18 protein-coding genes are annotated in these 25,334 nt (G+C 61.2%); 4 read left to right on the top strand and 14 right to left on the bottom strand.

The window, feature by feature from the left end; all coding sequences use genetic code 11:
- Positions 1 to 11: 11 nt before the first annotated feature.
- The 3 genes from mapR to J7E41_RS13045 form a co-directional block, all read right to left on the bottom strand.
- Positions 12 to 1,421 (bottom strand): GntR family transcriptional regulator MpaR, encoded by a 1,410-nt coding sequence (gene mapR / locus J7E41_RS13055; protein ID WP_214993453.1) that lies wholly within the window; start codon positions 1,419 to 1,421, stop codon positions 12 to 14.
- 109 nt (positions 1,422 to 1,530) lie between these two features.
- Positions 1,531 to 2,940 carry a cytochrome c oxidase accessory protein CcoG gene (gene ccoG / locus J7E41_RS13050; protein ID WP_214993452.1) on the bottom strand — a complete coding sequence of 470 codons (1,410 nt, stop codon included), beginning with the start codon at positions 2,938 to 2,940 and terminating at the stop codon, positions 1,531 to 1,533.
- Between the two features lie 195 nt (positions 2,941 to 3,135).
- Complete coding sequence (locus J7E41_RS13045) at positions 3,136 to 3,375, bottom strand: DUF3203 family protein (RefSeq protein WP_214993451.1); 240 nt, start codon at positions 3,373 to 3,375, stop codon at positions 3,136 to 3,138.
- Between the two features lie 120 nt (positions 3,376 to 3,495).
- Between J7E41_RS13045 and J7E41_RS13040 the strand changes: the two genes are divergently transcribed.
- A complete protein-coding gene (locus tag J7E41_RS13040; protein ID WP_214993450.1) occupies positions 3,496 to 3,990 on the top strand; it encodes an MgtC/SapB family protein in 495 nt (164 codons plus the stop codon).
- Between the two features lie 6 nt (positions 3,991 to 3,996).
- On the opposite strand, the gene J7E41_RS13035 is transcribed toward J7E41_RS13040, so the two are convergent.
- Positions 3,997 to 4,155 carry a hypothetical protein gene (locus tag J7E41_RS13035; RefSeq protein WP_214993449.1) on the bottom strand — a complete coding sequence of 53 codons (159 nt, stop codon included), beginning with the start codon at positions 4,153 to 4,155 and terminating at the stop codon, positions 3,997 to 3,999.
- A 192-nt stretch (positions 4,156 to 4,347) separates the two neighbouring features.
- Between J7E41_RS13035 and J7E41_RS13030 the strand changes: the two genes are divergently transcribed.
- The 3 genes from J7E41_RS13030 to glgB all read left to right on the top strand — a co-directional run bounded on the left by J7E41_RS13030 (position 4,348) and on the right by glgB (position 12,107).
- Positions 4,348 to 6,366, top strand: coding sequence for an alpha-1,4-glucan--maltose-1-phosphate maltosyltransferase (locus tag J7E41_RS13030; RefSeq protein ID WP_214993447.1), 2,019 nt, complete (start codon positions 4,348 to 4,350; stop codon positions 6,364 to 6,366).
- Positions 6,367 to 6,531: 165 nt separating this feature from the next.
- Positions 6,532 to 9,879, top strand: coding sequence for a maltose alpha-D-glucosyltransferase (treS, locus tag J7E41_RS13025; RefSeq protein WP_214993446.1), 3,348 nt, complete (start codon positions 6,532 to 6,534; stop codon positions 9,877 to 9,879).
- Positions 9,876 to 12,107: a 1,4-alpha-glucan branching protein GlgB gene (glgB, locus tag J7E41_RS13020; protein WP_214993445.1), complete on the top strand. Its 2,232-nt coding sequence runs from the start codon at positions 9,876 to 9,878 to the stop codon at positions 12,105 to 12,107. Before treS ends, glgB begins: the two co-directional genes overlap by 4 nt.
- A gap of 44 nt (positions 12,108 to 12,151) precedes the next feature.
- Here the strand turns inward: glgB and J7E41_RS13015 are convergent, their stop codons facing one another.
- From J7E41_RS13015 to treZ, 10 genes are all read right to left on the bottom strand, one after another.
- Complete coding sequence (locus tag J7E41_RS13015; protein ID WP_214993444.1) at positions 12,152 to 12,913, bottom strand: PIG-L deacetylase family protein; 762 nt, start codon at positions 12,911 to 12,913, stop codon at positions 12,152 to 12,154.
- Positions 12,914 to 13,117: 204 nt separating this feature from the next.
- Positions 13,118 to 13,777: a glycosyltransferase gene (locus tag J7E41_RS13010; protein ID WP_214993443.1), complete on the bottom strand. Its 660-nt coding sequence runs from the start codon at positions 13,775 to 13,777 to the stop codon at positions 13,118 to 13,120.
- Positions 13,774 to 14,373 (bottom strand): SAM-dependent methyltransferase, encoded by a 600-nt coding sequence (locus J7E41_RS13005; RefSeq protein ID WP_214993442.1) that lies wholly within the window; start codon positions 14,371 to 14,373, stop codon positions 13,774 to 13,776. The genes J7E41_RS13010 and J7E41_RS13005 overlap by 4 nt, the downstream gene beginning before the upstream one ends.
- Positions 14,370 to 15,128, bottom strand: coding sequence for a PIG-L deacetylase family protein (locus J7E41_RS13000; protein ID WP_214993441.1), 759 nt, complete (start codon positions 15,126 to 15,128; stop codon positions 14,370 to 14,372). Before J7E41_RS13000 ends, J7E41_RS13005 begins: the two co-directional genes overlap by 4 nt.
- On the bottom strand, positions 15,125 to 16,123 hold the full coding sequence (locus J7E41_RS12995; RefSeq protein ID WP_214993439.1) for an acyl-CoA dehydrogenase family protein: 999 nt from the start codon (positions 16,121 to 16,123) through the stop codon (positions 15,125 to 15,127). The genes J7E41_RS13000 and J7E41_RS12995 overlap by 4 nt, the downstream gene beginning before the upstream one ends.
- A 1-nt stretch (position 16,124) precedes the next feature.
- Positions 16,125 to 18,284: a glycogen debranching protein GlgX gene (gene glgX / locus J7E41_RS12990; protein WP_214993437.1), complete on the bottom strand. Its 2,160-nt coding sequence runs from the start codon at positions 18,282 to 18,284 to the stop codon at positions 16,125 to 16,127.
- Between the two features lie 170 nt (positions 18,285 to 18,454).
- Positions 18,455 to 18,712, bottom strand: a complete 258-nt coding sequence (locus J7E41_RS12985; RefSeq protein ID WP_214993436.1) for a DUF2934 domain-containing protein — start codon at positions 18,710 to 18,712, stop codon at positions 18,455 to 18,457.
- A gap of 23 nt (positions 18,713 to 18,735) precedes the next feature.
- Complete coding sequence (locus J7E41_RS12980; RefSeq protein ID WP_214993435.1) at positions 18,736 to 21,504, bottom strand: malto-oligosyltrehalose synthase; 2,769 nt, start codon at positions 21,502 to 21,504, stop codon at positions 18,736 to 18,738.
- Positions 21,501 to 23,582, bottom strand: coding sequence for a 4-alpha-glucanotransferase (gene malQ / locus J7E41_RS12975; protein ID WP_214993434.1), 2,082 nt, complete (start codon positions 23,580 to 23,582; stop codon positions 21,501 to 21,503). The genes J7E41_RS12980 and malQ overlap by 4 nt, the downstream gene beginning before the upstream one ends.
- Positions 23,579 to 25,324, bottom strand: coding sequence for a malto-oligosyltrehalose trehalohydrolase (gene treZ / locus J7E41_RS12970; protein WP_214993433.1), 1,746 nt, complete (start codon positions 25,322 to 25,324; stop codon positions 23,579 to 23,581). Before treZ ends, malQ begins: the two co-directional genes overlap by 4 nt.
- Positions 25,325 to 25,334 lie beyond the last annotated feature (10 nt).

Genomic DNA, 25,334 nt, shown 5'->3' with positions numbered 1-25,334 from the left:
GGGGCACTCCATCAAAACGACCGCACGATTCGTCCCAGTGTCTCCATTGCCTTTTCCGAAGCATCATTCCACGGGCTGCCGTAATTCAAGCGAATGCAGTTTCTGAACCGCTGCGTCGGCGAAAAAATCGGCCCCGGGGCGATGCTGATGCCCTGGGCCAATGCCATCTGGAACAACTTCAACGAGTCCATCTGTTCCGGCAACTCCAGCCACAGGAAGTAGCCGCCCGCCGGCTGGCTGACCCTGGTTTGCGCCGGGAAGTAGCGGGCGATGGCGGCGAGCATGGCGCTTTGTTGCTCTTCCAGGGCATAGCGCAACTTTCGCAGGTGCCGGTCATAGCCACCGTGTTGCAGGTAGTCGGCAATCGCCGCCTGGGCCGGCATTGAGGCACACAGCGAGGTCATCAGTTTCAATCGCTCGATTTTCTGCGCATAACGCCCGGCGGCAACCCAGCCAATGCGGTAGCCAGGGGCCAGGCTTTTGGCGAAGGAACCGCAGTGCATTACCAGGCCTTCGGTGTCGAACGCCTTGGCCGGTTTTGGCGCCTGCTGGCCGTAATACAGCTCGGCGTAGACGTCATCCTCGATCAGCGGCACCTGATGGCTGCGCAATAAGCTCACAAGCTCCTGTTTCTTGGCCTCGGGCAGGGTGGCGCCGATGGGGTTCTGGAAGCTGGTCATGCACCAGCAAGCCTTGATCGGGTAACGCTCCAGGCTTTGGGCCAGCACCTTAAGATCGATGCCGTCCCGTGGGTGTACGGGGATTTCCACGGCCTTGAGCTTGAGACGCTCCAGTACTTGCAGGCTGGCGTAAAACGCCGGGGCTTCGATGGCCACCAGGTCACCGGGTTCGGTCACGGCTTGCAGGCACAGGTTCAGCGCTTCCAGGGCGCCATTGGTGATCAGCAGTTCTTCCATGGGCAACATCAGCCCGCCGACCATGTAGCGCAGGGCGATTTGCCGGCGCAGTTGCGGGTTGCCCGGTGACATGTCGGTGACCACCATGCGCGGGTCCATTTCCCGGCTGGCGCTGGCCAGGGAGCGGGCCAGGCGTGGCAGCGGGAACAGTGTCGGGCTAGGGAAGGCCGAGCCGAACGGTATGGTTTGCGGGTCCTTGATCGAATCCAGCACCGAGAACACCAGCTCGCTGACATCCACCTCGGTGGATTCATGCACCTGCTCACTGACGGCCGGCTCGGGAAACGGACTCGGCGCATGGGTGTTGACGAAATACCCGGAGCGGGGGCGGGCGCGGATCAGGCCGCGGCGCTCCAACAAGTAGTACGCCTGGAACACCGTGGAGGGACTCACGCCATAGGTCTGGCTGGCATAACGCACAGACGGCACGCGCTGGCCGGGGCCGAGGACGCCGGAGCGGATCAGTTCTGCGATGTCGTCGGCGAATTTTTCGTAGCGTTTCATCGGGACTCAGTGCTTTAAACAGATTTTACTGATTGAACACAGACCAAAATGTGGGATCGGGTTCGCTCGCTTCCACATTTGATCTCCTGTGTTTCTGATATTGCATTTATCAGCGATTCAACGGCGCCACAAACCGGCTATCCGCCACACTGTAAATGCCTGGTTCATCGACATCCGACACCTTGAAGCTGATGGTCTGGGAGCTGCTGCCCGGCTTATCCGCTGTCATTGCCACCGACACCGGCACATCAGTAATCTCCCCGGGCGCCAGGTTGATTTCGGTCTTGCCTTGCAACTGGAAGCCATCACCGTCCACCAGTTCCAGGCGATAATCCTGACGCTGCTGGGTTTTGTTGATGACCTTGAGACTGTAGATGTTCTCGATCAAGCCTTTACTATTCTCACGAAACATCCCACGGTCCTTGGTCACGTCCAGCGACACCATCGGCCGCTCCACCAACGCCACCACCAGCGCGCCGATCATTACCAACAGCACGGCACTGTAGCCGATCAGCCGTGGCCTGAGCAGGTGCGTCTTGCCGCCTTGCAGTTGATGTTCAGAGGTGTAACTCACCAGGCCAGGGGTGTAACCCATTTTGTCCATAATCGAATCGCAGGCATCGATACAGGCGGCGCAGCCAATGCACTCCATCTGCAAACCGTCACGGATGTCGATACCGGTAGGGCAGACCTGTACGCAAAGCTGGCAGTCGATGCAATCGCCCAGGCCAACCTCAGCCGGCTTCACGTCACGCTTACGCGGACCACGGTGTTCGCCGCGGGCCACATCGTAGGAAATAGTCAGGGTGTCCTTGTCGAACATCACACTCTGGAACCGTGCGTACGGGCACATATGCATGCACACCGCTTCGCGCAGCCACCCGGCGTTGAGGTAAGTGGCAGCGGTGAAAAACAGCACCCAGAACAGGCTGACACCACCCATTTGCCAGCTCAGCAGTTCCTCGGCCAAGGGGCGGATAGGGGTGAAATAGCCGACAAAGGTCAACCCCGTCAGGACGCTGATCGCCAGCCACATCGCGTGCTTGGCCGAACGCCTGATCAGCTTGTTCAGCCCCCAAGGCGCGGCCTGTAGCTTGATGCGCTGGTTGCGCTCGCCCTCGGTAACCTTTTCACACCACATGAACAACCAGGTGAATGAGCTTTGCGGGCAGGTGTAGCCGCACCAGACCCGTCCGGCCAACACGGTGATCGCAAACAGGCCAAAGGCACAGATGATCAACAACGCCGACAGCAGGATAAAATCCTGAGGCCAGAAGGTTGCACCGAAGATGTGGAATTTGCTCTCGGCCAGGTCCCATAACACCGCCTGCCGTTCGCCCCAGTTCAGCCACACGGTGCCGAAAAACGCCAGGAACAGAAAGCCCGCGCCGCTGAGGCGCAAGGTGCGGTACAAGCCGGTGAAACTGCGGGTGTGGATCAGGTTGTCGCTGGATTTGGCCTTCTTCTGTTGAGCAGGCTCGAATGTTTCAACTAATCGGACGGGGATTCTCTCGCTCATGGTCTTTCGCTCATCAGCCTCCATCAGGCGGATGAACTATGCCCGGCGATCTGTTTTCATTACAGACTCAGGTATTGCGATAAAAAGCGGATCAGATGGGCTGTTGATCCGCTCCTGCGACAATCTGCTGCACTCGGTTGGCCCTGGGGCTTATGGCCGTATCAGGCAACTCTACGGTGTTCTGACACAGATCAATCAAATCACCGAATCAGCGTCAGTGGCCTTCAAATGCTTACGACCGTCCCTGGCACCTGCGACGGTCAAGGCGTCGGCCTCTGCTTCGGTGATGTAGATACGCCGACCATCCAGTTCGACGGCAGACATGGATTTTTCGCTGTCGGTAATCACCGTGACATCCGCGGCTGCGAGGCTTTTCTCTTCACCGCGCTCGTCGACCAAGAAGTAGCAGGTCTGGTTTTCGATACGTACGGGCATGGGGCTCTCCTTTTCTATCAGTGCTGAACGTTAGGGTTTGACACCGAGTGAATGGTTCTGGGCAACTGACTGGCGGTCGCCGTTGTCCATCGGTTATCGCCTCATGAAAAGGACACGCCCATGGACGCCTGGTGGCATGAAGTCTGGCAAACCCTGCAAGCGGAATTCGCCGACATTGGTGATGCCCGGCAATTGACGCAAATCACCGTGCGCCTGCTGATCGCTGCGATCCTCGGCGGTATCCTTGGGTTTGAGCGTGAACAAAAAGGCAAGGCGGCGGGCGTGCGTACCCACATGTTGGTGGCCATGGGCGCAGCATTGTTTGTGCTGGTGCCACAAATGTCCGGCTCTCAGGCCGACGCCATGAGCCGGGTGCTGCAAGGCGTGATCGCGGGCATCGGCTTTCTGGGCGCCGGCACGATCCTCAAGGGCAAGGAAGACGAAGAAGGCCAACACGTCAAAGGGCTGACCACCGCCGCCGGGCTCTGGATGACCGCCGCCATTGGGGTCGCAGCGGGGGTGGGCCGGGAATCGACGGCAGTGCTCAGTACGTTGCTGGCATTGGCGGTGTTCAGTGTGATGCCCAGGATTGTGCGGATGCTGGAAAAGGACTAGTCCGGTTCAGGCGATCACCGGCGGCATCGTCGTCGGTGGATCCTCCTTCGCAGGCGGCGTAGTGCCAGGCGGCTCCTGCTCCGGAATCGGTTCCGGCTCGGTCGGCGGCAATGTCGGCTTATCAATGTTCGGATCAGGTGTTTCAGCCGGAATAGGGATATTCATCGGTGTGGCCTCCTTTGTGCTTTGCTGTATCGGTGGACAACCGCCGGGGAGATTTGATTCCCCGCCCGACGGAGGCATATCCACCTGAACTTTTCATCCGGCATCAGGCTCGGAACTTAAAGGGTTCGCTTCAGGATGAGCCTTTGGGGATCAAGCACAAGAGCGTCCATGGGGCGTAGGGGGACATGCTCGATGACTGCTGAATTACCGAACCAGACATCACCATCACCGACGCAAAACGATTCAACGCTTTTGTTACCACTGTCTCAGGCCCTGTTGCTGCCCAGGATTGCCATTGAAAACACCACCCCGGTGATCGACGGCGGTGAGTTTGCCGTCAAGGCCGTGGAGGGGCAGCGCATCAACGTGACCAGCAAAGTATTTGCTGACGGTCACGACAAGCTCGCGGTGCTGTTGCGTTGGCGCTCGTTACGCGAAGAGGGCTGGCACCGCGTGGCCATGACCGACGTCGGCAACAATGGTTGGCAGGGCATATTTACCGTCAGCACCCAAGGCCCTCATCAATACTGTATCGAGGCCTGGATCGATCACTTCGCCAGCTTTTGCTACGAACTGAGCAAGAAGCATGAGGCCGGCGTCCCGGTCAGCCTGGAGCTGCAGGAAGGTCGCAACCAAGTGCTACAGGCCGCCGAGCGCAGTGAAAATGAACTGCGCGACCGGTTGATGCAACTGCACCACCAGCTTTCTGGCTTGCTGGAAACCGAACAGGTGGCGATGTTTTTGCACGAAGAGAGTGCACGCTTGATGGCCGAGGCTGATCATCGCCCCTATTTGAGCATCAGCCCGGTGTACCCGATTGATGTGGAGCGCCAGGCCGCGCAATTTGCCAGTTGGTATGAGCTGTTTCCCCGCTCGATCACTGACGATCCGGCCCGCCACGGCACCTTCAATGACGTGCATTCACGCTTGTCGATGATCCATGACATGGGCTTCGACGTGCTGTACTTCCCGCCGATCCACCCCATCGGCCGCCGCCATCGCAAGGGCAAGAACAACGCCCTGACGGCCGGGCCCGATGATCCGGGCAGCCCTTACGCGATTGGCAGCGAGGAGGGCGGTCACGAGGCTATTCATTCGCAACTGGGTACCCGCGAAGACTTCCGGCGTTTGGTGCAGGCCGCCGCTGATCACGGACTGGAAATAGCCCTGGACTTCGCCATCCAGTGCTCCCAGGACCACCCCTGGCTTGTGCAGCACCCCGGCTGGTTCAACTGGCGCCCCGATGGCAGCATCAAATACGCCGAGAACCCACCCAAGAAATACCAGGACATCGTCAACGTCGACTTCTACGCTGCCGACGCCATTCCAAGCCTGTGGACCGAACTGCGGGACATCGTGGTGGGCTGGGTCCAGGAGGGCGTCAAGACGTTTCGTGTCGACAATCCCCACACCAAGCCGCTGCCGTTCTGGCAATGGCTGATCAGTGACGTGCGGGCCAAATACCCGGAGGTGATTTTCCTCGCGGAGGCGTTTACCACCCCGGCCATGATGGCGCGCCTGGGCAAGGTCGGTTATTCCCAGAGCTACACCTATTTCACCTGGCGCAACACCAAGGCCGAGCTAACCGAATACCTGACGCAACTGAACGAGTCACCATGGCGCGAATGCTTCCGCCCCCACTTTTTCGTCAATACGCCAGACATCCACCCCGGGTTTCTCCATGAGTCCGGCCGCCCGGGCTTTCTGATTCGTGCCGCACTGGCCACCATGGGGTCAGGGCTGTGGGGCATGTATTCGGGCTTCGAACTGTGCGAGGCCGCCGCGATTCCTGGGAAGGAAGAATACCTGGACTCGGAGAAGTACGAGATCCGCCCGCGGGACTTCAGTGCGCCCGGCAACATCATTGCCGAGATCGCCCAGCTCAACCGGATCCGCCGGCAGAACCCGGCGCTGCACAGTCACCTGGGTTTGAAGCTCTACAACGTCTGGAACGACAACATCCTGTATTTCGGCAAGCGCAGCGAAGATGGCAGCAATTTCATTCTGGTGGCCGTCAGCCTCGACCCGTTCAACGCCCAGGAAGCCTACTTTGAATTGCCGCTGTGGGAGATGGGGCTGCCGGACGACGCCCAGGCCCAGGGCGAGGACCTGATGAACGGCCACCGCTGGACCTGGTACGGCAAGACCCAGTGGATGCGGATCGAGCCATGGCACCAGCCGTTCGGGATTTGGCGGATCACCGTTTCCTGAACCGATCTCTAAAACATTAGAGATCAAATGTGGGCGACCTTGCTCGCGAATGCGGTGTGCCAGTCACCTCATTCAGTGGCTGATACACCGCATTCGCAGGCAAGCCAGCTCCCACATTGATTGTGGTTATTCAGGCAGATTTTTTGAATTTTCCAGGAGTTTCCAATGGCGAAGAAACCCAAGGCTGCCACCTTTATCAAAGACCCGCTCTGGTACAAGGACGCGGTGATTTATCAGGTTCACGTCAAATCCTATTTCGACTCCAATAACGACGGTATCGGTGATTTTCCCGGGCTGATCGCCAAACTCGACTACATCGCCGAACTGGGTGTGAACACCATCTGGGTGCTGCCGTTCTACCCTTCGCCACGCCGCGATGATGGCTATGACATCGCCGAATACCGGGGTGTGCACAGCGACTACGGAACCATGGCCGACGCCAAGCGTTTTATCGCCGAGGCCCATAAACGCGGGCTGCGGGTCATCACCGAGCTGGTCATCAACCACACCTCCGACCAGCACCCGTGGTTCCAGCGCGCGCGTAAAGCCAAGCCAGGCTCCAAGGCTCGGGATTTCTACGTCTGGTCCGATGACGACCAGAAATACGACGGCACCCGCATCATCTTTCTCGACACTGAAAAGTCCAACTGGACCTGGGACCCGGTCGCCGGCCAGTACTTCTGGCACCGTTTCTATTCCCACCAGCCAGACCTGAACTTCGACAACCCGCAGGTCATGAAAGCCGTGCTGTCGGTGATGCGTTACTGGCTGGACATGGGCATCGACGGCCTGCGCCTGGACGCCATTCCCTACCTGATCGAGCGTGACGGCACTAACAACGAAAACCTGCCGGAAACCCACGATGTCCTCAAGCAGATCCGCGCCGAAATCGACGCCAACTACCCGGACCGCATGCTCCTGGCCGAAGCCAATCAATGGCCGGAGGACACGCAACTGTATTTCGGTGACAAGAAGGGCGATGACGGCGATGAATGCCACATGGCTTTTCACTTCCCGCTGATGCCACGCATGTATATGGCGCTGGCCCAGGAAGATCGCTTCCCGATCACCGATATCCTGCGCCAGACGCCGGAGATCCCCGCCAATTGCCAATGGGCGATCTTCCTGCGCAACCACGATGAGCTGACCCTGGAAATGGTCACCGACAAAGAACGCGACTACCTGTGGAATTACTACGCCGCCGACCGCCGCGCGCGGATCAACCTGGGTATTCGCCGCCGACTCGCACCGCTGATGGAGCGCGACCGCCGCCGTGTCGAACTGCTCAACAGCCTGCTGCTGTCGATGCCGGGCACACCGACCCTGTATTACGGCGATGAAATCGGCATGGGTGACAACATCTACCTTGGCGACCGCGACGGTGTACGTACGCCCATGCAATGGTCCATCGACCGCAACGGCGGCTTCTCCCGTGCCGACCCGGCGAGCCTGGTGCTGCCGCCGATCATGGACCCGCTCTATGGCTATCAATCAGTCAACGTCGAAACCCAGGCCCAGGACCCGCACTCGTTACTGAACTGGACCCGCCGGATGCTGGCGATCCGCAAGCAGTCCAAAGCATTCGGTCGTGGCAGCCTGAAAATGCTTTCACCGACCAACCGCAGAATTCTGGCCTATACCCGTGAATACACAGGCGATGACGGCAAACAGGAAATCATCCTCTGCGTGTCCAACGTTTCGCGCAGCTCCCAGGCAGCGGAACTGGACCTCTCGGCGTTTGCCGGCATGGTCCCGGTGGAAATGCTCGGCGGTAATGCCTTCCCACCCATAGGCCAACTGACGTTCCTGCTGACCTTGGCGCCGTACGGCTTCTACTGGTTTGTATTAGCGGCAGAAAACCAGATGCCGAGCTGGCACGTGGAGCCGGCGCAAAGCATTCCGGACTTCACCACCCTGGTGCTGAAAAAACGCATGGAGGAGTTGCTCGAAGCGCCATGTCGCACCACCCTGGAGCAGACCTCACTGCCGGCCTGGCTGCCCAAGCGCCGCTGGTTTGCCAACAAGGACTCGGCTATCGACAACGTACACATCGCCTACGGTGTGCGCTTTGGTGATCCGCAGCACCCGGTGTTGCTCAGCGAGATAGAAGTCACCACCGGCGGGCAGGTCAGCCGCTATCAACTGCCGTTCGGCTTCCTGGCCGAAGACCAGTACACCAGCGCCTTGCCGCAACAACTGGCGCTGGCCCGTGTACGCCGGGTGCGCCAGGTCGGCCTGGTGACCGACGCCTTCAGCCTCGACACCTACATCCGCGCGGTGATCCAGGGCCTGCAAGCCGCTACCGTACTGCATTCCACTGACGGCGACATTCGCTTCGAATCGACGCCACAACTGGCTCAACTGGAACTCACTGACGAGTCGGACGTGCGCTACCTGGCCGCCGAGCAGTCCAACAGTTCCGTGGTGGTGGGCGCCAGCCTGGTGCTCAAGCTGATCCGTAAAGTCAGCGCCGGTGTGCACCCGGAGCTGGAGATGGGGGCTTATCTGACGGAAGCCGGCTACGAACATATCTCGCCGCTGTTGGGCTCTGTGATTCGTCGCAATGCCGAAGGCCAGGACAGCTTGCTGATGATTGCCCAGGGTTACCTGAGTAATCAGGGCGACGCCTGGGGTTGGACCCAGAACAACCTGGAGCGGGCGATTCGCGATGAGTTGGCCGAGGCAATTTCCGAGCAGGAACAACACTACAACGCCCTTGGCGAGCTGGCGGACTTCGCCGGTTTGCTCGGCCAGCGCCTGGGGGAAATGCACCAGGTGCTGGCGGTGCCAACCGCCAACAAAGACTTCAAACCCGAGGTCACGTCCCTCAAGGACAGCCAGGCGTGGGCCAAGCAAGTAGGCGCGCAAATCGACCGTGCGTTGCAATTGCTCAAGCACCATCAGAGCCAGTTAAACCCAGCCGATCAGGCGCTGCTCAGTGCGTTGCTGGGCCAGAAAAAAAACATCGCCAGCCACGTCCAGGCGCTGGCCAAGGCGACGGTCGGTGGCTTGCGGATTCGCGTGCATGGCGACTTGCACCTGGGCCAGGTGCTGGTGGTCAAGGGCGACGCCTACCTGATCGACTTTGAAGGCGAGCCCGCGCGACCGCTGCATGAGCGGCGCGGCAAACACAGCCCGTACAAGGATGTGAGTGGCGTGCTACGGTCGTTTGATTACGCCGCCGCCATGGCCCTGAATGTGCAAGGGGTGGATCACTCGCCCGAAGCCAATGCGGCACGGCAGCGGGTGGCCGATCGTTACCTGAATGAAACGCGGCAGGCATTTATCCAGGCCTACCATAAGGCCACGGCTACACTGGCTCACGACTGGCAGGACGCCAAAGGCCAGGACGCCGCGCTGACATTGTTCAGCCTGGAGAAAGCCGCGTACGAAGTCGCCTACGAAGCGGAAAATCGCCCAACCTGGCTGCCCGTGCCGTTGCAAGGTTTGCACGGGCTGCTCAGCGGGCTCAACTCTGTATCCAAAACTGCACGCGGCGGGGAGACGTCATGACCTTTACACACAAAGAACCGCGGCAATCCAAGCTGACGGTGATGCCTGCCTCGAAGGATATCGAAGCGTTGGTACGGGCCGAACATCAGGACCCATTCTCGATACTTGGCCCTCACGATGACGGGGTGGGCGGTCAGTTTATCCGCGCCTACTTGCCCGATGCCTTGAGTGTTCAGGTACTGGCGCAAGACAGTGGCGAACAGATCGGCAACCTGGATGCGACGCACATACCCGGACTGTTTGTCGGCCACTTTGCCACGCGCCAAGGCTATTTGTTGAAGATCCAATGGGCCGGCGGCGAACAGGTCACCGAAGATCCCTACAGCTTCGGCCAGTTGCTCGGGGAGATGGACCTGTATTTGTTTGCCGAAGGCAACCACCGTGACTTGAGCAGCTGCCTCGGCGCCCAAGTGATGAGCGTCGACGGTATCCAGGGCGTGCGCTTTGCGGTGTGGGCGCCGAATGCCAAGCGGGTTTCGGTGGTCGGGGATTTCAATATCTGGGACGGGCGTCGACACCCGATGCGGTTACGTCATCCGGCCGGCGTCTGGGAGATTTTCATCCCGCGCCTGCAACCCGGCGCGGCGTATAAATACGAAGTGCTTGGGGCGAGTGGCATCTTGCCGCTCAAGGCCGACCCGGTGGCCCTGGCCACCCAGTTGCCGCCGGACACCGCGTCAAAAGTCGCCTCACCCTTGCAAGTGGACTGGCAGGACCACGCCTGGATGCAAGCGCGCAGCGAACGGCAAAAGCCCAGCGCCCCCTTGTCTATCTACGAATTGCATGCCGGCTCCTGGCAGTGTGAGCTGGATGAAGTCGGTGAAGTCTTGCGCCAGTACACCTGGCGCGAGTTGGCAGAACGGTTGATTCCTTATGTGCAGCAGCTGGGGTTTACCCATATCGAGCTGATGCCGATCATGGAGCACCCCTTCGGCGGTTCCTGGGGGTATCAGGCGCTTTCACAATTCGCCCCCAGTGCGCGCTTCGGCTCGCCGGAGGATTTCGCATTCTTCGTCAACGCCTGTCATCAGGCAGATATCGGCGTGATTCTGGATTGGGTGCCCGCGCATTTCCCCACCGACACTCACGGCCTGGCGCAATTTGACGGCACCGCGCTGTATGAATATGGCAACCCGCTGGAAGGTTTTCACCAGGATTGGGACACGCTGATCTACAACCTGGGGCGCACGGAAGTCCACGGTTTCATGCTGGCTTCGGCGCTGCACTGGCTCAAGCATTTCCATATCGATGGCCTGCGGGTGGATGCCGTGGCGTCGATGTTGTACCGCGACTATTCACGCAAGGCCGGTGAATGGGTGCCGAACCGCCATGGCGGCAGGGAGAACCTGGAGGCCATCGACTTCCTGCGTCATCTGAATGACGTGGTAGCCCTCGAGGCCCCCGGTGCGCTGGTGATTGCCGAAGAGTCCACGGCATGGCCCGGGGTCAGCCAAAGTACCCAACAAGGCGGGCTGGGGTTCAACTACAAGTGGAACATGGGCTGGATGCACGATTCGCTGCACTACATCCAGCAGGATCCGGTCTACCGCGCCCATCACCACAATGAGCTGAGCTTCGGCCTGGTCTACGCCTGGTCCGAGCGTTTTATCCTGCCGATTTCCCACGATGAAGTGGTTCACGGCAAACACTCGTTGATCGACAAGATGCCCGGCGATCGCTGGCAGAAATTCGCCAACCTGCGGGCGTACCTGAGTTTCATGTGGATGCATCCTGGCAAGAAGCTGTTGTTCATGGGCTGCGAATTTGGCCAATGGCGTGAGTGGAACCACGATCAGCAGCTCGATTGGTACCTGCTGCAATACCCGGAGCACCGGGGCGTGCAAAAACTGGTGGGCGACCTCAATCGCCTGTACCGCGAAGAACCCGCGCTGCACGATCAGGACGATGCGCCTCAGGGCTTCCAGTGGCTGATCGGCGATGACGCGATCAACAGCGTCTACGCCTGGCTGCGCTGGAGCAAGGAGGGCAGGCCGGTGCTGGTGGTCGCTAACTTCACACCGGTGCCACGTGAGGGTTACAAGGTCGGCGTGCCGTTTGCCGGGCAGTGGAGCGAGGCGATCAATAGCGATGCCGATACCTATGCCGGGTCCAACTATGGCAACGGTGGCGGGGTGCTTACCGAGGATGAGCCACGGCATGGGCAGCCGGTATCGCTGTCGCTGAACCTGCCGCCGCTGGGGGTATTGATTCTACGGCCGCAGGGCTGAAGTGGAGCCCCCATCCAGCGCGGGCGTTGGATGGGGGGCACTGGCTACAAAAACACAACCTCATACGGCTCTCGCATCCGCTCCAGCAGCACCTGCGCCATCATGGGGGGCAGGCCGATTTCCGGGTCACCCACCAATTGGCTGGCATACGCGTGGGCAGCGTGCAGCTTGCGAGCGACGCTCCAGGTGTCGAGGCGAATCTTGCGCGCCTGTCGCCAGGGAATGTTGATGGCTTCACGGGCGGGCCAATGCCAGGCCCAGACCGGCAGCTCGTGCAGACGTGCGCCCACCAGCAGGCAAGCCTTGGCGGCGGCGCGGCCGACGGCGTCGTGATCATCGTTGCCATCAGAGCGCCAGGTGGTGAACACCACGTCACCGGGCTGCAGGTAGCGGGCAATGAATTGGCTCAGTTGCTGCTCCCGAGCCTGCAGCGCGCTATCGGTAAAACTACCGCGAATCCACTTCAGGCTGTGCAGAGGCACGCCCAGGCGGCGCAGCGCCTCGGCGCTTTCCTGGGGGCGAACCACACTTAAGCGCTTGGCTGGCCAGACGTTGGAACCCGGATGGCTGGCACTGCCGTCGGTCACGGAGATCAGTTGCAGGGAATAATCGAGGGTGCTCAGCAATTGCAGTAAACCGCCACAGGCCACTACTTCATCGCCGGGGTGCGGGGCAATGACCACCACACGCGCACCGGGGGGCACCAGGGTGGTTGGGCTGATAGCGGGGATCTGCGCCAGTTGCGGCGCACTGTTCCAGATTTGAGCAGGGCCACGGCGGCCTTCAATCAAGTGGGCGGGCTTCATGAGTATCACGTCCTTGTCCTGGTAGTGCCTGGTCGTACCCCGTTGACGGGACGACTCTTTTTGGTAGTGCGAGAACCGGATTCGCAGAAACCATGAACCTGACCTTCGCACCGCGCAGGCGCTCCAACCTTGGATTGCCGTACGAAGAGTATTGATCATAGTCAATGATTCGTCGCGTTTACGGCGATGAATCCCGCTATTTTTTTACGAGGCCTGCATCAGGCTCTTCAAATAGTCGCCAAACCCGCCCTTGGCTCGACAGTCCAGGCGGGCGCTGGTAATCACCTGGGGCCGATGGCTCCAGGCTATGGACGCGCCGCAGCGCTCCAGCTGAAGTACAAGCTGCACATCTTCATGACAGGCCAGTGGCTCGAACCCGCCGGCTCGCACGTAGGCGCCGGCGCTGACACCGAGGTTGGCCCCATGAATATGCCGATGCCCCTCGCGGGCCTCATAGCCCTGGTGATAGCGGATTTGCGCGAGCGAATCGAACCCTTCGCTCCAGGCATCTACTGTCACGGTACCGCACACGGCATCCACCCCAAGGGCCAGTTGCGCTACCAGCCAGTCCGGGGCGACTCGACTATCGGCGTCCGTGCAGGAAATCCAGCGGGCGCCGTTATTGAGCAAATACCGGGCTCCCACACCGCGTACATGACCGACATTGCGCGCCTGCACTTCCAGACTGTGCACTTCGAACGCCTGGGCGATAGCGGCACTGCCATCGCTGCAGCTGTCGAGCACTACCAGAATCTGTACCTCTTCCCCCAGCAACCCCGGATGACTGGCGGCCACCATGGCGGCCTTCAGACATTCTCCCAACAGCGCCTCTTCGTTATGCACCGGTATCAAAATGCCGATCATCGCAGTCCCTCCAACTGGGCGACCGAAGTTTCGTCATGGCACCACAGGTCGAGCAGCACATCACTGTCGTGGTGATGGATCAGGCGTGGCATGTCCAGCCGTGCCTGTAGAAGTTCATGCACCTGTTCGGCCGTCTGCGGGCAGCCCTCGATGGCTGGCCGCCAGTGGCAGGCAAGGATTTGTCCCTTCGGGGTCAAGGAGGCGAGGGCAGAATCGATCAGGCTGCACAGGTCATCACGATCCAGGTAATAACAAAGCTCACTGAGCACGATCAGCTCGAACGCCTGCGCGGGCCATTGTTGCGGCAAGCGGCGTTGTTGCACCTCGGTATGGGAAAACTCCGTCAGGCGCTTGCGCGCCAGGATCACTGCCGCCATCGAGGTGTCGCAGCACAGCAGACGGTCACAGCGCGGCGCCAGTTCAGCGCTTAACTCTCCATTGGCGCAGCCCGGTTCAAAGATCGAGGCGTAGTGTGGCCGTGTCAACACCGCGAGGGTCAGCGCCCGTTTACGGCGTTCGTACCAGCGCTGGCGAAATGCCCAGGGATCATCGTTTTTGGCAAACAGTTGGTCAAAGTAGGGTGTTGTGACACTCATACGAACACCACCTCAAAGGGTTGCAGCAGGCGCTCCAGCACATACGGTGCCAGTACCGGCGGCAGGCCGATCTGCGGGTCACCTTCCAGTTGGCTGGCGAAGGCATGAATGGCGTGCCGTTTGCGCGCCACGACGTCGGTAGTGAGGGGGATTTTGCGCGCGCGGTACCAGGGAATCTGGCTGTCCTCGGGGGTTGCCCAATGCCAGGTCCATACGGGCAGTTCAAGCAATGTCGCACCTACTGCCCGGGCGGCATCGGCACTGGCCCGACCGACGGCCTCATGATCACAGTGACCGTCTTCACGCCAGGTGGTGAGGACCACATCGGTGGGCTTGAGGTGACGCTGGATGAACTGACGCAATTCATCTTCCTGGGCGGCCACGTGACTGTCGCTGAATCCGGCGCGCAACCATTTCAGGCTATGCAACGGCAGGCCCAGGCGATGCAGGGCCTGGGCCGACTCCTGGGGGCGGACCACGCTCAAACGCTGTACCGGCCAACGACGGGAGCCAGGGTGGCTGGCACTGCCGTCAGTCACGGAAATCAGCTGCAACGGTCGCCCCAGTGCCGCCAGGCCCTGTAACAGACCGCCACAGCCAAGCACTTCATCGTCAGGATGTGGCGCAACGATCACGGCCCGACTGCCTTCAGGCACCAGTTCGGCGATGTCGATACAGGGTAACTGTGTCAGGTGTGCTGAGCTTTGCCATAAGTGCAACGGTGTGCCCTGGCCGACAATAGGGTTGGTTTTCATAACTGCCACCTCCCTGTAGGTTGGTCTGCGACGAGTTGGCCAAGGGCGGCCAGGTCGCGTTCGGCGTGACTTTGGCGCAGGTACACCGGCAGGTCGGCCATCAACTGGGCGAAGTGCGGATCCTTGCAGTAAGGACCTGCCCCCAGGGCGCGGCCGACATGATGGATGACCTGATCCACAGCTTCTTCAATACAGGCTCGAGTTTGTTGGGCCAGCAATCGTGCATCGGCTTTGGGCTGCTGGTCGATCTGTAAGGCACTGTCACGCAAGACACAGCCGGCGCCGTGCAGGGCGCTGTCAACCGCGCCAAGATGGGCAAGCGCGTGCGGCTCAGTACGTCGTGCGCAGTGCTCACGCAGGGCCTCGCCCAGGCGTTGCGCGGCGCCATACCAGCACGCTGCAATACCGATTCCGCCTTGCCAGAAGCCCGGACGTGAGAGGTAATCTCCCGGGCCACCAACGGCAACCCCGATGACACCCTTGAATTGCACCTCGACACTGCCGGTGGCCGCCATGCCCACGGCATGCCACCCCTCTTGGGTGACGGTAACGCCAGGGCTGTGCATGTCCACGGCCACCAGTTGCTGGCGACCCTCTTCGTCCCAGGCCGTCAGCAAGCCATGGCTGACTACCGCTGCGCCGGAACACCAAGCCTTGCGGCCTTCGAGCAATAGGCGATGGCTGTCACGCCGCACTTGTACCCGGGCCGTGGGCGGTTCGGCAGCCCACATGCCCCAGGTACTGCCTACCGGAGGCAGTGGGCTGTGGAGTTCGGCAATGATCGCTAATGCGTCGGTATGCCCCTCAAACAGCTTGCACAGGCTCAAGTCATGGCCCGCTACTTGAGCCAACTGACTGAATCGTTCCAGGGTTTGACCGCTACCGGGTAATGGCAACTGATCAAGGCCTTCCTCCACCAGATGCCTCAGAGCCTGACCGAGCGCCTGGATATCCGGGTAGCCGCGATTACCTTGAAGAAATCGATGCAAGGCCATCTCACACCTCGTCCTCATGCTGCAGTTCAAACAACAATAATGAGCGCGCGGTGACGGCATATTCGTGCTCGAAATCGAAGCGTTCCTGGCCGTGTACAGCAGGCTGGTTGGTGTCGATCATGCACGTCCAGAAGCCGCCATCCGGCACCGGTGGCAGACGGAAATTGACCGTGTCGTGATGCGCGTTGACCACCAGCAGCAAGGTGGCGTCAGCGCCTGGGCGGCGGATGCCGGTTTCCTGGGCGCGGCCATCCATCAACATGCCCAGGCAACGGCCGTGGCTGTCTTGCCATTGCTCGGTGGTCATTTCATTGCCATCGGGGGCCAGCCAAGTCACGTCCTTGACCCCGATGTCTTCGTTGTAATCACCCACCAGGAACCGCCCGCGACGCAGGATCGGATAGGCTTGGCGCAGCTTGATCAGGCGTTTGACGAACTTGAGCAGGGCCTTGCCGTCTTCGTCCAGGTCCCAGTTGACCCAACCGATTTCACTGTCCTGGCAATAAGCATTGTTGTTGCCGTGTTGGGTACGGGCGAACTCGTCGCCGGCCACCAGCATCGGCGTGCCCTGGGCCAGCAGCAGAGTGGCGAAGAAGTTGCGCATCTGGCGCAGACGCAGGGCATTGATGTCGGGATCGTCGGTAGGGCCTTCGACGCCGTGGTTCCATGACAGGTTGTTATTGCTGCCGTCTTGGTTGTTCTCGTCGTTGGCCTCGTTGTGTTTGTCGTTGTAAGACACCAGGTCGTGCAGGGTGAAGCCGTCGTGGGCGGTGATGAAGTTCACCGAGCTGTAGGGTCGACGTCCACGGTGGTTGAACATCTCGCCCGAGGCGGTCATGCGTCCGGCGAAGTCTGCGAGTTGGCCATCGTCACCTTTCCAGAACGCCCGCACGGTGTCGCGGAAGCGGTCGTTCCACTCCACCCAGCCGGGTGGGAAGTTGCCCACTTGATAGCCACCCGGGCCGATGTCCCAAGGTTCGGCAATCATCTTCACCTGGCGCAGCACCGGGTCTTGGCGACAGGCGACGAGGAAGCTGTGGCGCTCGTCGAAACCGTTGTGGTAGCGGCCGAGAATGGTTGCCAGGTCGAAGCGGAAACCATCGACATGCATTTCCGTCGCCCAGTAACGCAGGGAGTCGGTGACCATCTGCAGCACACAGGGGTGGCTCAGGTCCAGGGTGTTGCCGGTGCCGGAGTCGTTGATATAGAAGCGCTTGTCATCGGGCATCAGCCGGTAGTACGAAGCGTTGTCGATGCCGCGCATGGAAAGCGTCGGGCCTTGTTCGTTGCCTTCGGCGGTGTGGTTGTAGACCACGTCGAGGATCACTTCCAGCTTGGCTTCATGCAGGTGCGCGACCATTTCCTTGAACTCGGCGATCTTGCCGCTGGCCAGGTAGCGCGGGTCAGGGGCGAAGAAGGCAATGCTGTTGTAGCCCCAGTAGTTGGTCATGCCTTTTTGCAGCAGGTGCTGGTCGTTGACGAAGGCGTGTATCGGCAGCAGCTCTACCGACGACACGCCCAACTGGCGGATGTGTTTGAGCACATCGTCGACCATCAGACCGGCACAGGTCCCGCGCACGTCTTCGGGCACCGAAGGATGACGCATGGTGATGCCGCGCAAGTGGGTCTCATAAATGATTGTGCGGTCCCAGGGCATGCGCACCGGTTGATCGTTGCCCCAGGTGTGCGCCGGGTCGATGACCTTGCACTTGGGGACGAAGGGTGCGCTGTCGCGCTCGTCAAAACTGAGGTCGGCGTTGGGATGGCTGATGGTGTAGCCGAACAGCGCTTCGGACCATTTGAGCGCGCCCACCAGTTGCTTGGCATAGGGGTCTATCAGCAATTTGTTGTGGTTGAAGCGGTGGCCATTCGCCGGGTCGTAGGGTCCGTACACGCGATAGCCGTAGATCAGCCCGGGATGGGCGTCGGGCAGGTAGCCGTGGAAGGTTTCGTCGGTGTATTCCGGCAGCTCGATGCGTTCGAGCTCCACCTCGCCACTGTCGTCGAAAATACACAGTTCAACCTTGGTGGCATTGGCCGAGAACAGTGCGAAGTTGACCCCCAGACCGTCCCAGGTTGCGCCGAGGGGGAAGGGCAAACCTTCACGAATCCGCGACGGCTCATTATCAGGCGTCGGTTTGGCTTTGTCGGGTTTGCTCATGTAGGTGCTCCTGCAGGGTTTTTTCAGGCCGAAGAGGGCCGTGCTGACGCTGGGTCAGGTGTAGGAGCGAGCTTGCTTGCGAAGGACGTTAACGATAACGCGAGCATTCAGGACGCACGCGGTGCCCTTGAATTTTTCGCGAGCAAGCTCGCTCCTACAAGGAACAGTGATCAGCTCGCCGGTTTGCGCGGAGCCTTGGGCTTGGGCTTGGCCGCGGGCTTTTCCACCGAAGCAGCTTTCGCGGGGGCGGCAGGTTTAGGCTTGGTCTTGGGTTTGGCGGCGGCTTTGGGCTTGCTTGGCGTCAGTGACTCGGCCTCAGCCAGCTTGCGCGCCATCTCCCAATGACGGGCTTCCTGCCCTTCGGGTTTGCCTTCGGACTCCCAGATCTGATACGCGAATTCGCGAACGCGTTTGTCTTCGGTACTCATCGCATTGCTCCTCAGAGAAAATTTCAGCTTTCTTGATGATCAGGATTGATAAAGACGTTGACCGGGAAATCCCCCAGGGCAGTGCTGATCTTCAGCTCCTTGTTGGGTGTGACTGCGCCTGTTTGGAAAAGTCCCTTCCAGTTTTGCGTTGGAGCGGCGAACGGTAATGTGACCCGGGTATCGCCCCACATCTGCGCGTTAACCTGCGGATAAACACCGTTATCAAGCAGGTGATGGGGCCAGCGCGGTACGACTACCAACAGGCGTGTGCCCTGATATTCACGGCAGAAGGCGACTACTCGATCCGCGTGTTCGCCCACAACGTCCAGAGGCTCGTAGCTGCCCAGGCTAAATACCTGCGGATGCTCCCTGCGCAGGTTCAGCACTTGGGCGATAAGCGCCTGCTTGATGCGCCCGTCACGCCAGTGCAGCATCAGTTCGTCAATGCCGGCTGGGGATTCCAGCGCTTGTTGTCGGGCGTTGAAATCCACAGGCCGCCGGTTGTCCGGATCCACCAGGCTGAAGTCCCAGAACTCATTCCCCTGATACACATCCGGCACCCCCGGTACGGTGAGGCGAAGCAAGGATTGCGCCAGGCCATTCAGTGCACCGGCCGGGGCGATGGCCTGGGCGGCGGTGCCGAGAGCCATGCGCAACGCCAGGCCTTGGTCGTCGAGCAATAGCCGCCGGAGGAACGCCTCTACACCTTGCTCGTACAGTTCGTTCGGCGCGCTCCAACTGCTGTGCAGCTTGGCTTCGCGCAGGGCCTTTTGTTGCCACTGCCATAGACGCTGGTGATAGTTGCCCAGCGCCTCGGTGTCATCACTGAGCAGGCCCAGCGGCCAACTGCCCAGCAGCACTTGATAGAGGATCAGCTCATCGCCTGCCGAGGGCGTGCTGGTGTCACTGCGCAGGTGCGTGGCCAGGGTACGCCAGTGCGCCACCTGTTTGGCATACCAGTCGGCGCATTCACTGAGTACCGCCAGGCGTGCGCGCGTGTCTTCGCCGCGCTTGTGGTCATGGGTGGCGTTGGCCAGCAGGTTGTCGGGAAAGGTGCGCAGGCGCTGTTGGTTGGCGGCGTGGAACTCGGTCAGGGGAGCACTGAATTGTTCGGTGCTGAACCCGACATCGTTGCGTGACAGCAACACCCCCGAGCGATAGAACGCGGTATCTTCAACGGCCTTGGCGGCGGCCGGCGAGGTCAGTTGCTGGAAGCGCACGCAGGCGTGCTTGAGGATTTTGCGCTCACGGCCCAATGGCCGCTTGCGCCAAGGCTCGCCGCCGAGCCACTGCTCCAGGTAATCGAGCACCGGCCAGTCGGCTTCGCCCAAGGTACTGCGGGCACCGGCCAGGGCCTGCAGGAAAAATACGTCGTCCCGGTCGCTGCGGCCCCGGGCGCTGATATAGGTGCGATACACCGGGAAATGCACGATCAGTTCCTGCAAGGCCCGACGAATCGCGCCCAGGGTCAGGTCACGGCTCATGACATCGTCCCGGGCCACTTGCAGCAGGGCCTGAGCGACGCTTTCAAAGTCGCCGGCCAGGGAGCCGTTGAGGACCTGCTGGCGGGCCAGCCACGCTTCCTCGATAAAGGCTGAAGGGCGTTCGGTATGATCCGTCCACAGCTTGGCCAGCGGCGCAAAACCTGCGGGGTCGTGTTGCAGCAATGACAGCTGGTTCATGAATTCGTAGCCGGTGGTGCCATCCACACGCCAGTCTTCGCGCAGGGTTTCACCTTCACCCAGGATCTTTTCGACAAAGATCGGCAGGTGCCGCCCGGGCGCCAGTGAGTCCACCCGGCGCCGCAGCTTGCGGCAGTAACCTCTAGGGTCGGCCAGACCGTCGATATGGTCGATGCGCAGGCCGTCCACCAGGCCCTCGCTGATCAGCTGGAAGATCTTGCCGTGGGTGGCCTCGAACACCGCGCTGCGTTCCACCCGCAGGCCGCCCAGCTCGTTGACGTCGAAGAAGCGTCGCCAGTTGATGTCATCCGCCGCCGTGCGCCAACTGGCCAGGCGGTAGCTTTGTTGTTCCAGCAGGTGATGCAGGCGCGTGAAGCCTTCTGGCTGGCGGGAATCGTAGAGGCTGAGGCTGTGTTTGATGGCGGCGAGGGTGGCGGGATCTTGCGCGCGCGCAACCAGTTGTTGTTTCAGACTCGCGGCCTGGAGGTAGGCGTCCGGATGGTAGGCGAGGCTGCTGAAGTCGTCGGCCAGGGCCTTGAGGGGGTCGTAAGGGCGCAGGATGTCGCCGTAGTCGCTGGGGTTGATGGGGAAGCGGTGTTCGTAATGCTCGATGAAAAAACCGCCTTGCTGCGGCTCGAAGCGCAGCGCGATGCTGCCGGTTTGCAGCGCTTGCCCGTAGTCGCTGCCCAGGAAAGGCATCAGCAACTGGCCCTTGAGCAGCGGGTCCGGTGAATGCCACTGAATGTCGAAGAACTCGCTGTAGGGACTCAAGCGGCCCCATTCCAGCAGGTCCAGCCACCAAGGGTTATCGGCACCGCCCACCGCCATATGGTTGGAGACGATATCGAGGATCAGCCCCATGTCGTGCTCACGCAACGCGGCCACCAGTCGGCGCAAAGCCGCTTCACCGCCCAGCTCCGGGTTGACGCTGGTGGGGTCGACCACATCGTAGCCGTGCATGGAACCGGCGCGAGCGCTGAGCAGCGGCGAGGCATACAGGTGGCTGATGCCTAGCTGGGCGAAGTAGGGCACCAACGGCACCGCGTCATCCAGGGTGAACCCTCGATGAAATTGCAGGCGCTGGGTCGCCCTGAGGATCGACGCCTTCATTGGTCACGCTCATGGGCTTGCAGGCGGGCGACCGCGAGCAACTCCACGCGCCGGGCAGCGTTTTCGTCGTCGAGCAAGGTGCTGGCGTTTCCCGCAAAGCGGCGGCGCCAATTCGGGTGAGTGTCGGTGGTGCCGGGGAGGTTGGCTTGTTCTTCTACGCCCAGGGCATCTTCCAGCGGCAACAGCACCAGCGGTGCGCGGGTGTGGCCCAGATAGCGGATGCTGGCGTCGAGGACGTGGTCGGTTTCGTTACGAATTTCATCGCGGAAGTTCTGTGGGTCCTGGCTCAAGGCCTGGCGCAGTGCCTGGCGTTCCCGAAGGCGATGTTCGCTCCAGTGCTCAACAGTCGGCCCGTCAATCAATCCCAGCTGTATGTTCCATTCAATATCGCGGCTGTGCCACCAACCATTGAGGGTGGGCAAGTCATGGGTGCTGGTGGTGGCCAGGGCGTTGTCCGGCCAGTCGAGGATCGGCTTGAAGTGGCCGTGTTCCTGTTCGAACAGCAAGACGCGCATGCCGAGAATCGAGCGGGCGATGAGTTTTTCCCGCAGGCCGTCGGGCACGGTGCCCAGGTCTTCGCCCAACACAATGGCCTGATGGCGGCTCGACTCCAGAGCCAGCAAGCGCAGCAGGTCATCCACCGGGTAATACAGGTACGCGCCTTCCCGAGGCGAGGCACCCATGGGAATCACCCACAGCCGTTGCAGCCCCATCACATGGTCAATGCGCAAGCCGCCGGCATGGGCGAAATTGGCGCGCAGCATTTCGATAAATGCCCGGAAACCATTGCGTTGAAGGCCTTCAGGGGAGAATGCGGAAATCCCCCAGCCCTGACCCGCACGGTTGAGAATGTCCGGCGGAGCACCCACGGTGAGGTCTGCGAGCAATTCGTCCTGGCGACTCCAGGCCTGGCTGCCGCCGCCATCGGCGCCCACTGCCAGGTCGGCGATCAGGCCAACGCCCATGCCGCTGCCGCGAGCCGCTTGTTGGGCGCGCTCCAGGCAGCGGGCGATCAACCATTGGCTGAATGCGAAGAAGCCGATCTCTTGCGCGTGGTCTTCGGCAAATTGCACCAGCGCCGGGCTGCGAGGGTCGCGCCAGGCTTCGGGCCAGTGCCGCCAGTCAAGGCTTTCGCCGTTGGCCGCACGCTCCGCCTGCACGGCTTCAAAGCGGCAGTGGTTTTCCAGGGCTTCGCCGCCGACCTGACGAAAACTCAGGAAGTCAGGGTGTTGCGGGTGATTGCCCTGGCAAAAATCGTTGTACAGCGCTCGCAGCAAGCGTTGTTTGGCCTGGGCCGCGGCCGGCCAGTCGATCAGGCTCAGTTGCTCCAGCTCCCGGCGTTCATCGGCCAAGCCGCAGGCTTCGATAGTGTCGCGTACCAGCCGATCACCGAGGATGCAGCCGGGGGAGGCATAAAGACTATTGAGGAACAGGCGGCTGGAGGGCGAGTAGGGGCTGTAGCGCTCGGTATCGGTGCTGAACATCGCGTGCATCGGGCTGATCGCCAGGGCCTGCGCGCCACGTTCGGCAGCGGCGCGGGCCAGATGTTCCAGGGCCTGGGTGTCGCCAAAGCCGCCATCGCCAGGGCGGCGCAGGGCATATAACTGGGCGCTCAAGCCCCAAGCACGGGCGGGCTGAGTGTCCACGGCTTCGTCAACGCGGTAGCAATGCGTCGGGGCGACCGCCAGGGTGAAATGCTGGTCGGCGATATGCACGTGCTGGTAACCCACCGGAATCGATCCCGGGAGGGTGGCGTTGGCATCCAGGCTGAGGTCCAGCACGCTGCCGTCTTCCAGGTGGATCTGGCACGGCGTGCCGGGGGCGAAAAAGTGTGCCAGGTCCAACCCGGCGCCGTTGTCGACAGTCATCAGCGGTGGCAAGTGCTTGTCTTGCTGCACACGTTCAAGGTCTTGCAGGCTGGATTCGATGGCGGCATCGCTGTCGGCCGGATGGCCCAGGCCTTTGAGCACGGCGCGCAGGGCGTCGGCCGTGACGTGTTGTGGGCGGCCGTTGGCGTCGATCCAGTCGACGGCCAGGCCCGCACGGCTGGCGAGTAGTTCCAATTGCGCTTCGCTCAAGGGTGCTCTCCAGTAAGGGACAGGCTGACGCGGGCGCTGAAAGGCGCCAATGTCGGGGCGGCAGTGGTCGGGGTCACGAATAGGGTGCGCCCGGCTGCCGGATGATCAAAGGTGGCGGCGCTGAGGTTGAGGTCGATTTGCAGCAGGCTACCGTTGCCCAGCCGCCAGCGGGCAGATACCGCACCTTCGCCCAGTACGCGCGCCCCCAGCGCCTCGCTGCCAGGCAGGTGCGGCACGATGTGCTGATGACGCAGGCTCAGCAGCTGCCGATAGAACGACGTGTTGGCGTACTCCGCCAGGCTCGGCATCGACTGGCGGAACGTGGTCAGGGCATTGGGGTCCGGGATGTGTTCACGCCGTTCGGGGTCGGTAAAGGCAGCAAACTCGGCAAATTCGTTGCGCCGCCCCTCACGTACGGCCTCAGCCAATTCACCGTGGTGGTCAGTAAAGAACAGAAAGGGTTCCTCTGCGTTGAGCTCATCACCCATGAACATCAGCGGGATCATCGGCGACAGCAGCAGCAACGTTGTCGCGGCATTCAAGGCCTCAGGCGAGCAGAGTTGATGCAGGCGCTCCCCCAAGGCCCGGTTGCCTATCTGGTCATGGTTCTGCAGGAACAGCACAAAAGCGCTCGGCGACAAGTGTCCGCTGGGTTCCCCGCGTTCGCTGCCGTGGCGAGTAGTGTGGCCTTGGTAGACAAAGCCTTCACTCAGGCAGCGTGCCAGTTTGCCGGTGGGGTCTTGTGCGAAGTCGGCGTAGTAGGCATCGGTTTCACCAGTCAGTAACACGTGCAAGGCGTTGTGCCCGTCGTCGTTCCATTGGGCGTCGAAGCCATGCTCCAGAAGGCTGGCCTGGTTGAATTCGTTTTCCAGTACCAGCCAGATGTGGCGCCCCGGATCTACCTGTTGGCGCACCCGTTGTGCCAGCCCCTGGAGGAATTCGGGATCGTTGATGGCGTGGACAGCATCCAGGCGCAGGCCGTCAAAGCGGTAGTCCACCAGCCACATCAGGGCGTTATCGATAAAAAAGTCCCTTACTGGCCGTCGACGAAAATCGATACCGGCACCCCAGGGCGTGTGGGTGTCTTCGCGAAAGAAGTCCTTGGCGTATTGGCCGAGGTAGTTGCCGTCGGGGCCGAAGTGGTTGTAGACCACATCGAGCATCACCGCGAGGCCATGGTGGTGCGCACGGTCGATCAGTTGTTTCAACTGCTCGGGGGCACCGTAGCTCGTGTGCGGCGCATAGGGCAGGACCCCGTCATAACCCCAATTGCGCTCGCCGGGGAATTGCGCCAGGGGCATCAGTTCGATGGCTGTGATGCCCAACTCGGCCAGGCGCGGCAGTTGTCGCTCGACTTCGGCATAGCCTCCCAGCGCGCCGACATGCAGCTCATAAATCACCGCCTCGTGCCATGGCCGCCCGCGCCAGGCGCTGTGCTGCCAGTGGTAGGCCGAGGGATCGACCACCACGCTGAAACCATGGACGTCCGTGGCCTGGGCCCGGGAAGCCGGGTCGGGAACCTCTCGTTCACCGTCGATGTTGTAGCGGTAGCGAGCCCCCGCCGGGCAGCGTAGCTGCACCACAAACCAGCCATCTGCCTGGGGCAGCATGGCCACTGACTTGCCTTCTTCAAACTCAACGCTTACGTAAAGCGCATCGGGCGCCCACAAGGCGAAACGGGTGTGTTCCGCGTCCAGCATGATTGCGCCGTGGGGCCGGGCTTCCAAAGTCCGTAACGGCATCTATGCAGAC

Origin of the sequence: Pseudomonas fluorescens, from assembly GCF_018614655.1 — a bacterium.
Classification (GTDB): domain Bacteria; phylum Pseudomonadota; class Gammaproteobacteria; order Pseudomonadales; family Pseudomonadaceae; genus Aquipseudomonas; species Aquipseudomonas fluorescens_BX.
This window is presented reverse-complemented; position numbering and strand designations above follow the sequence as displayed.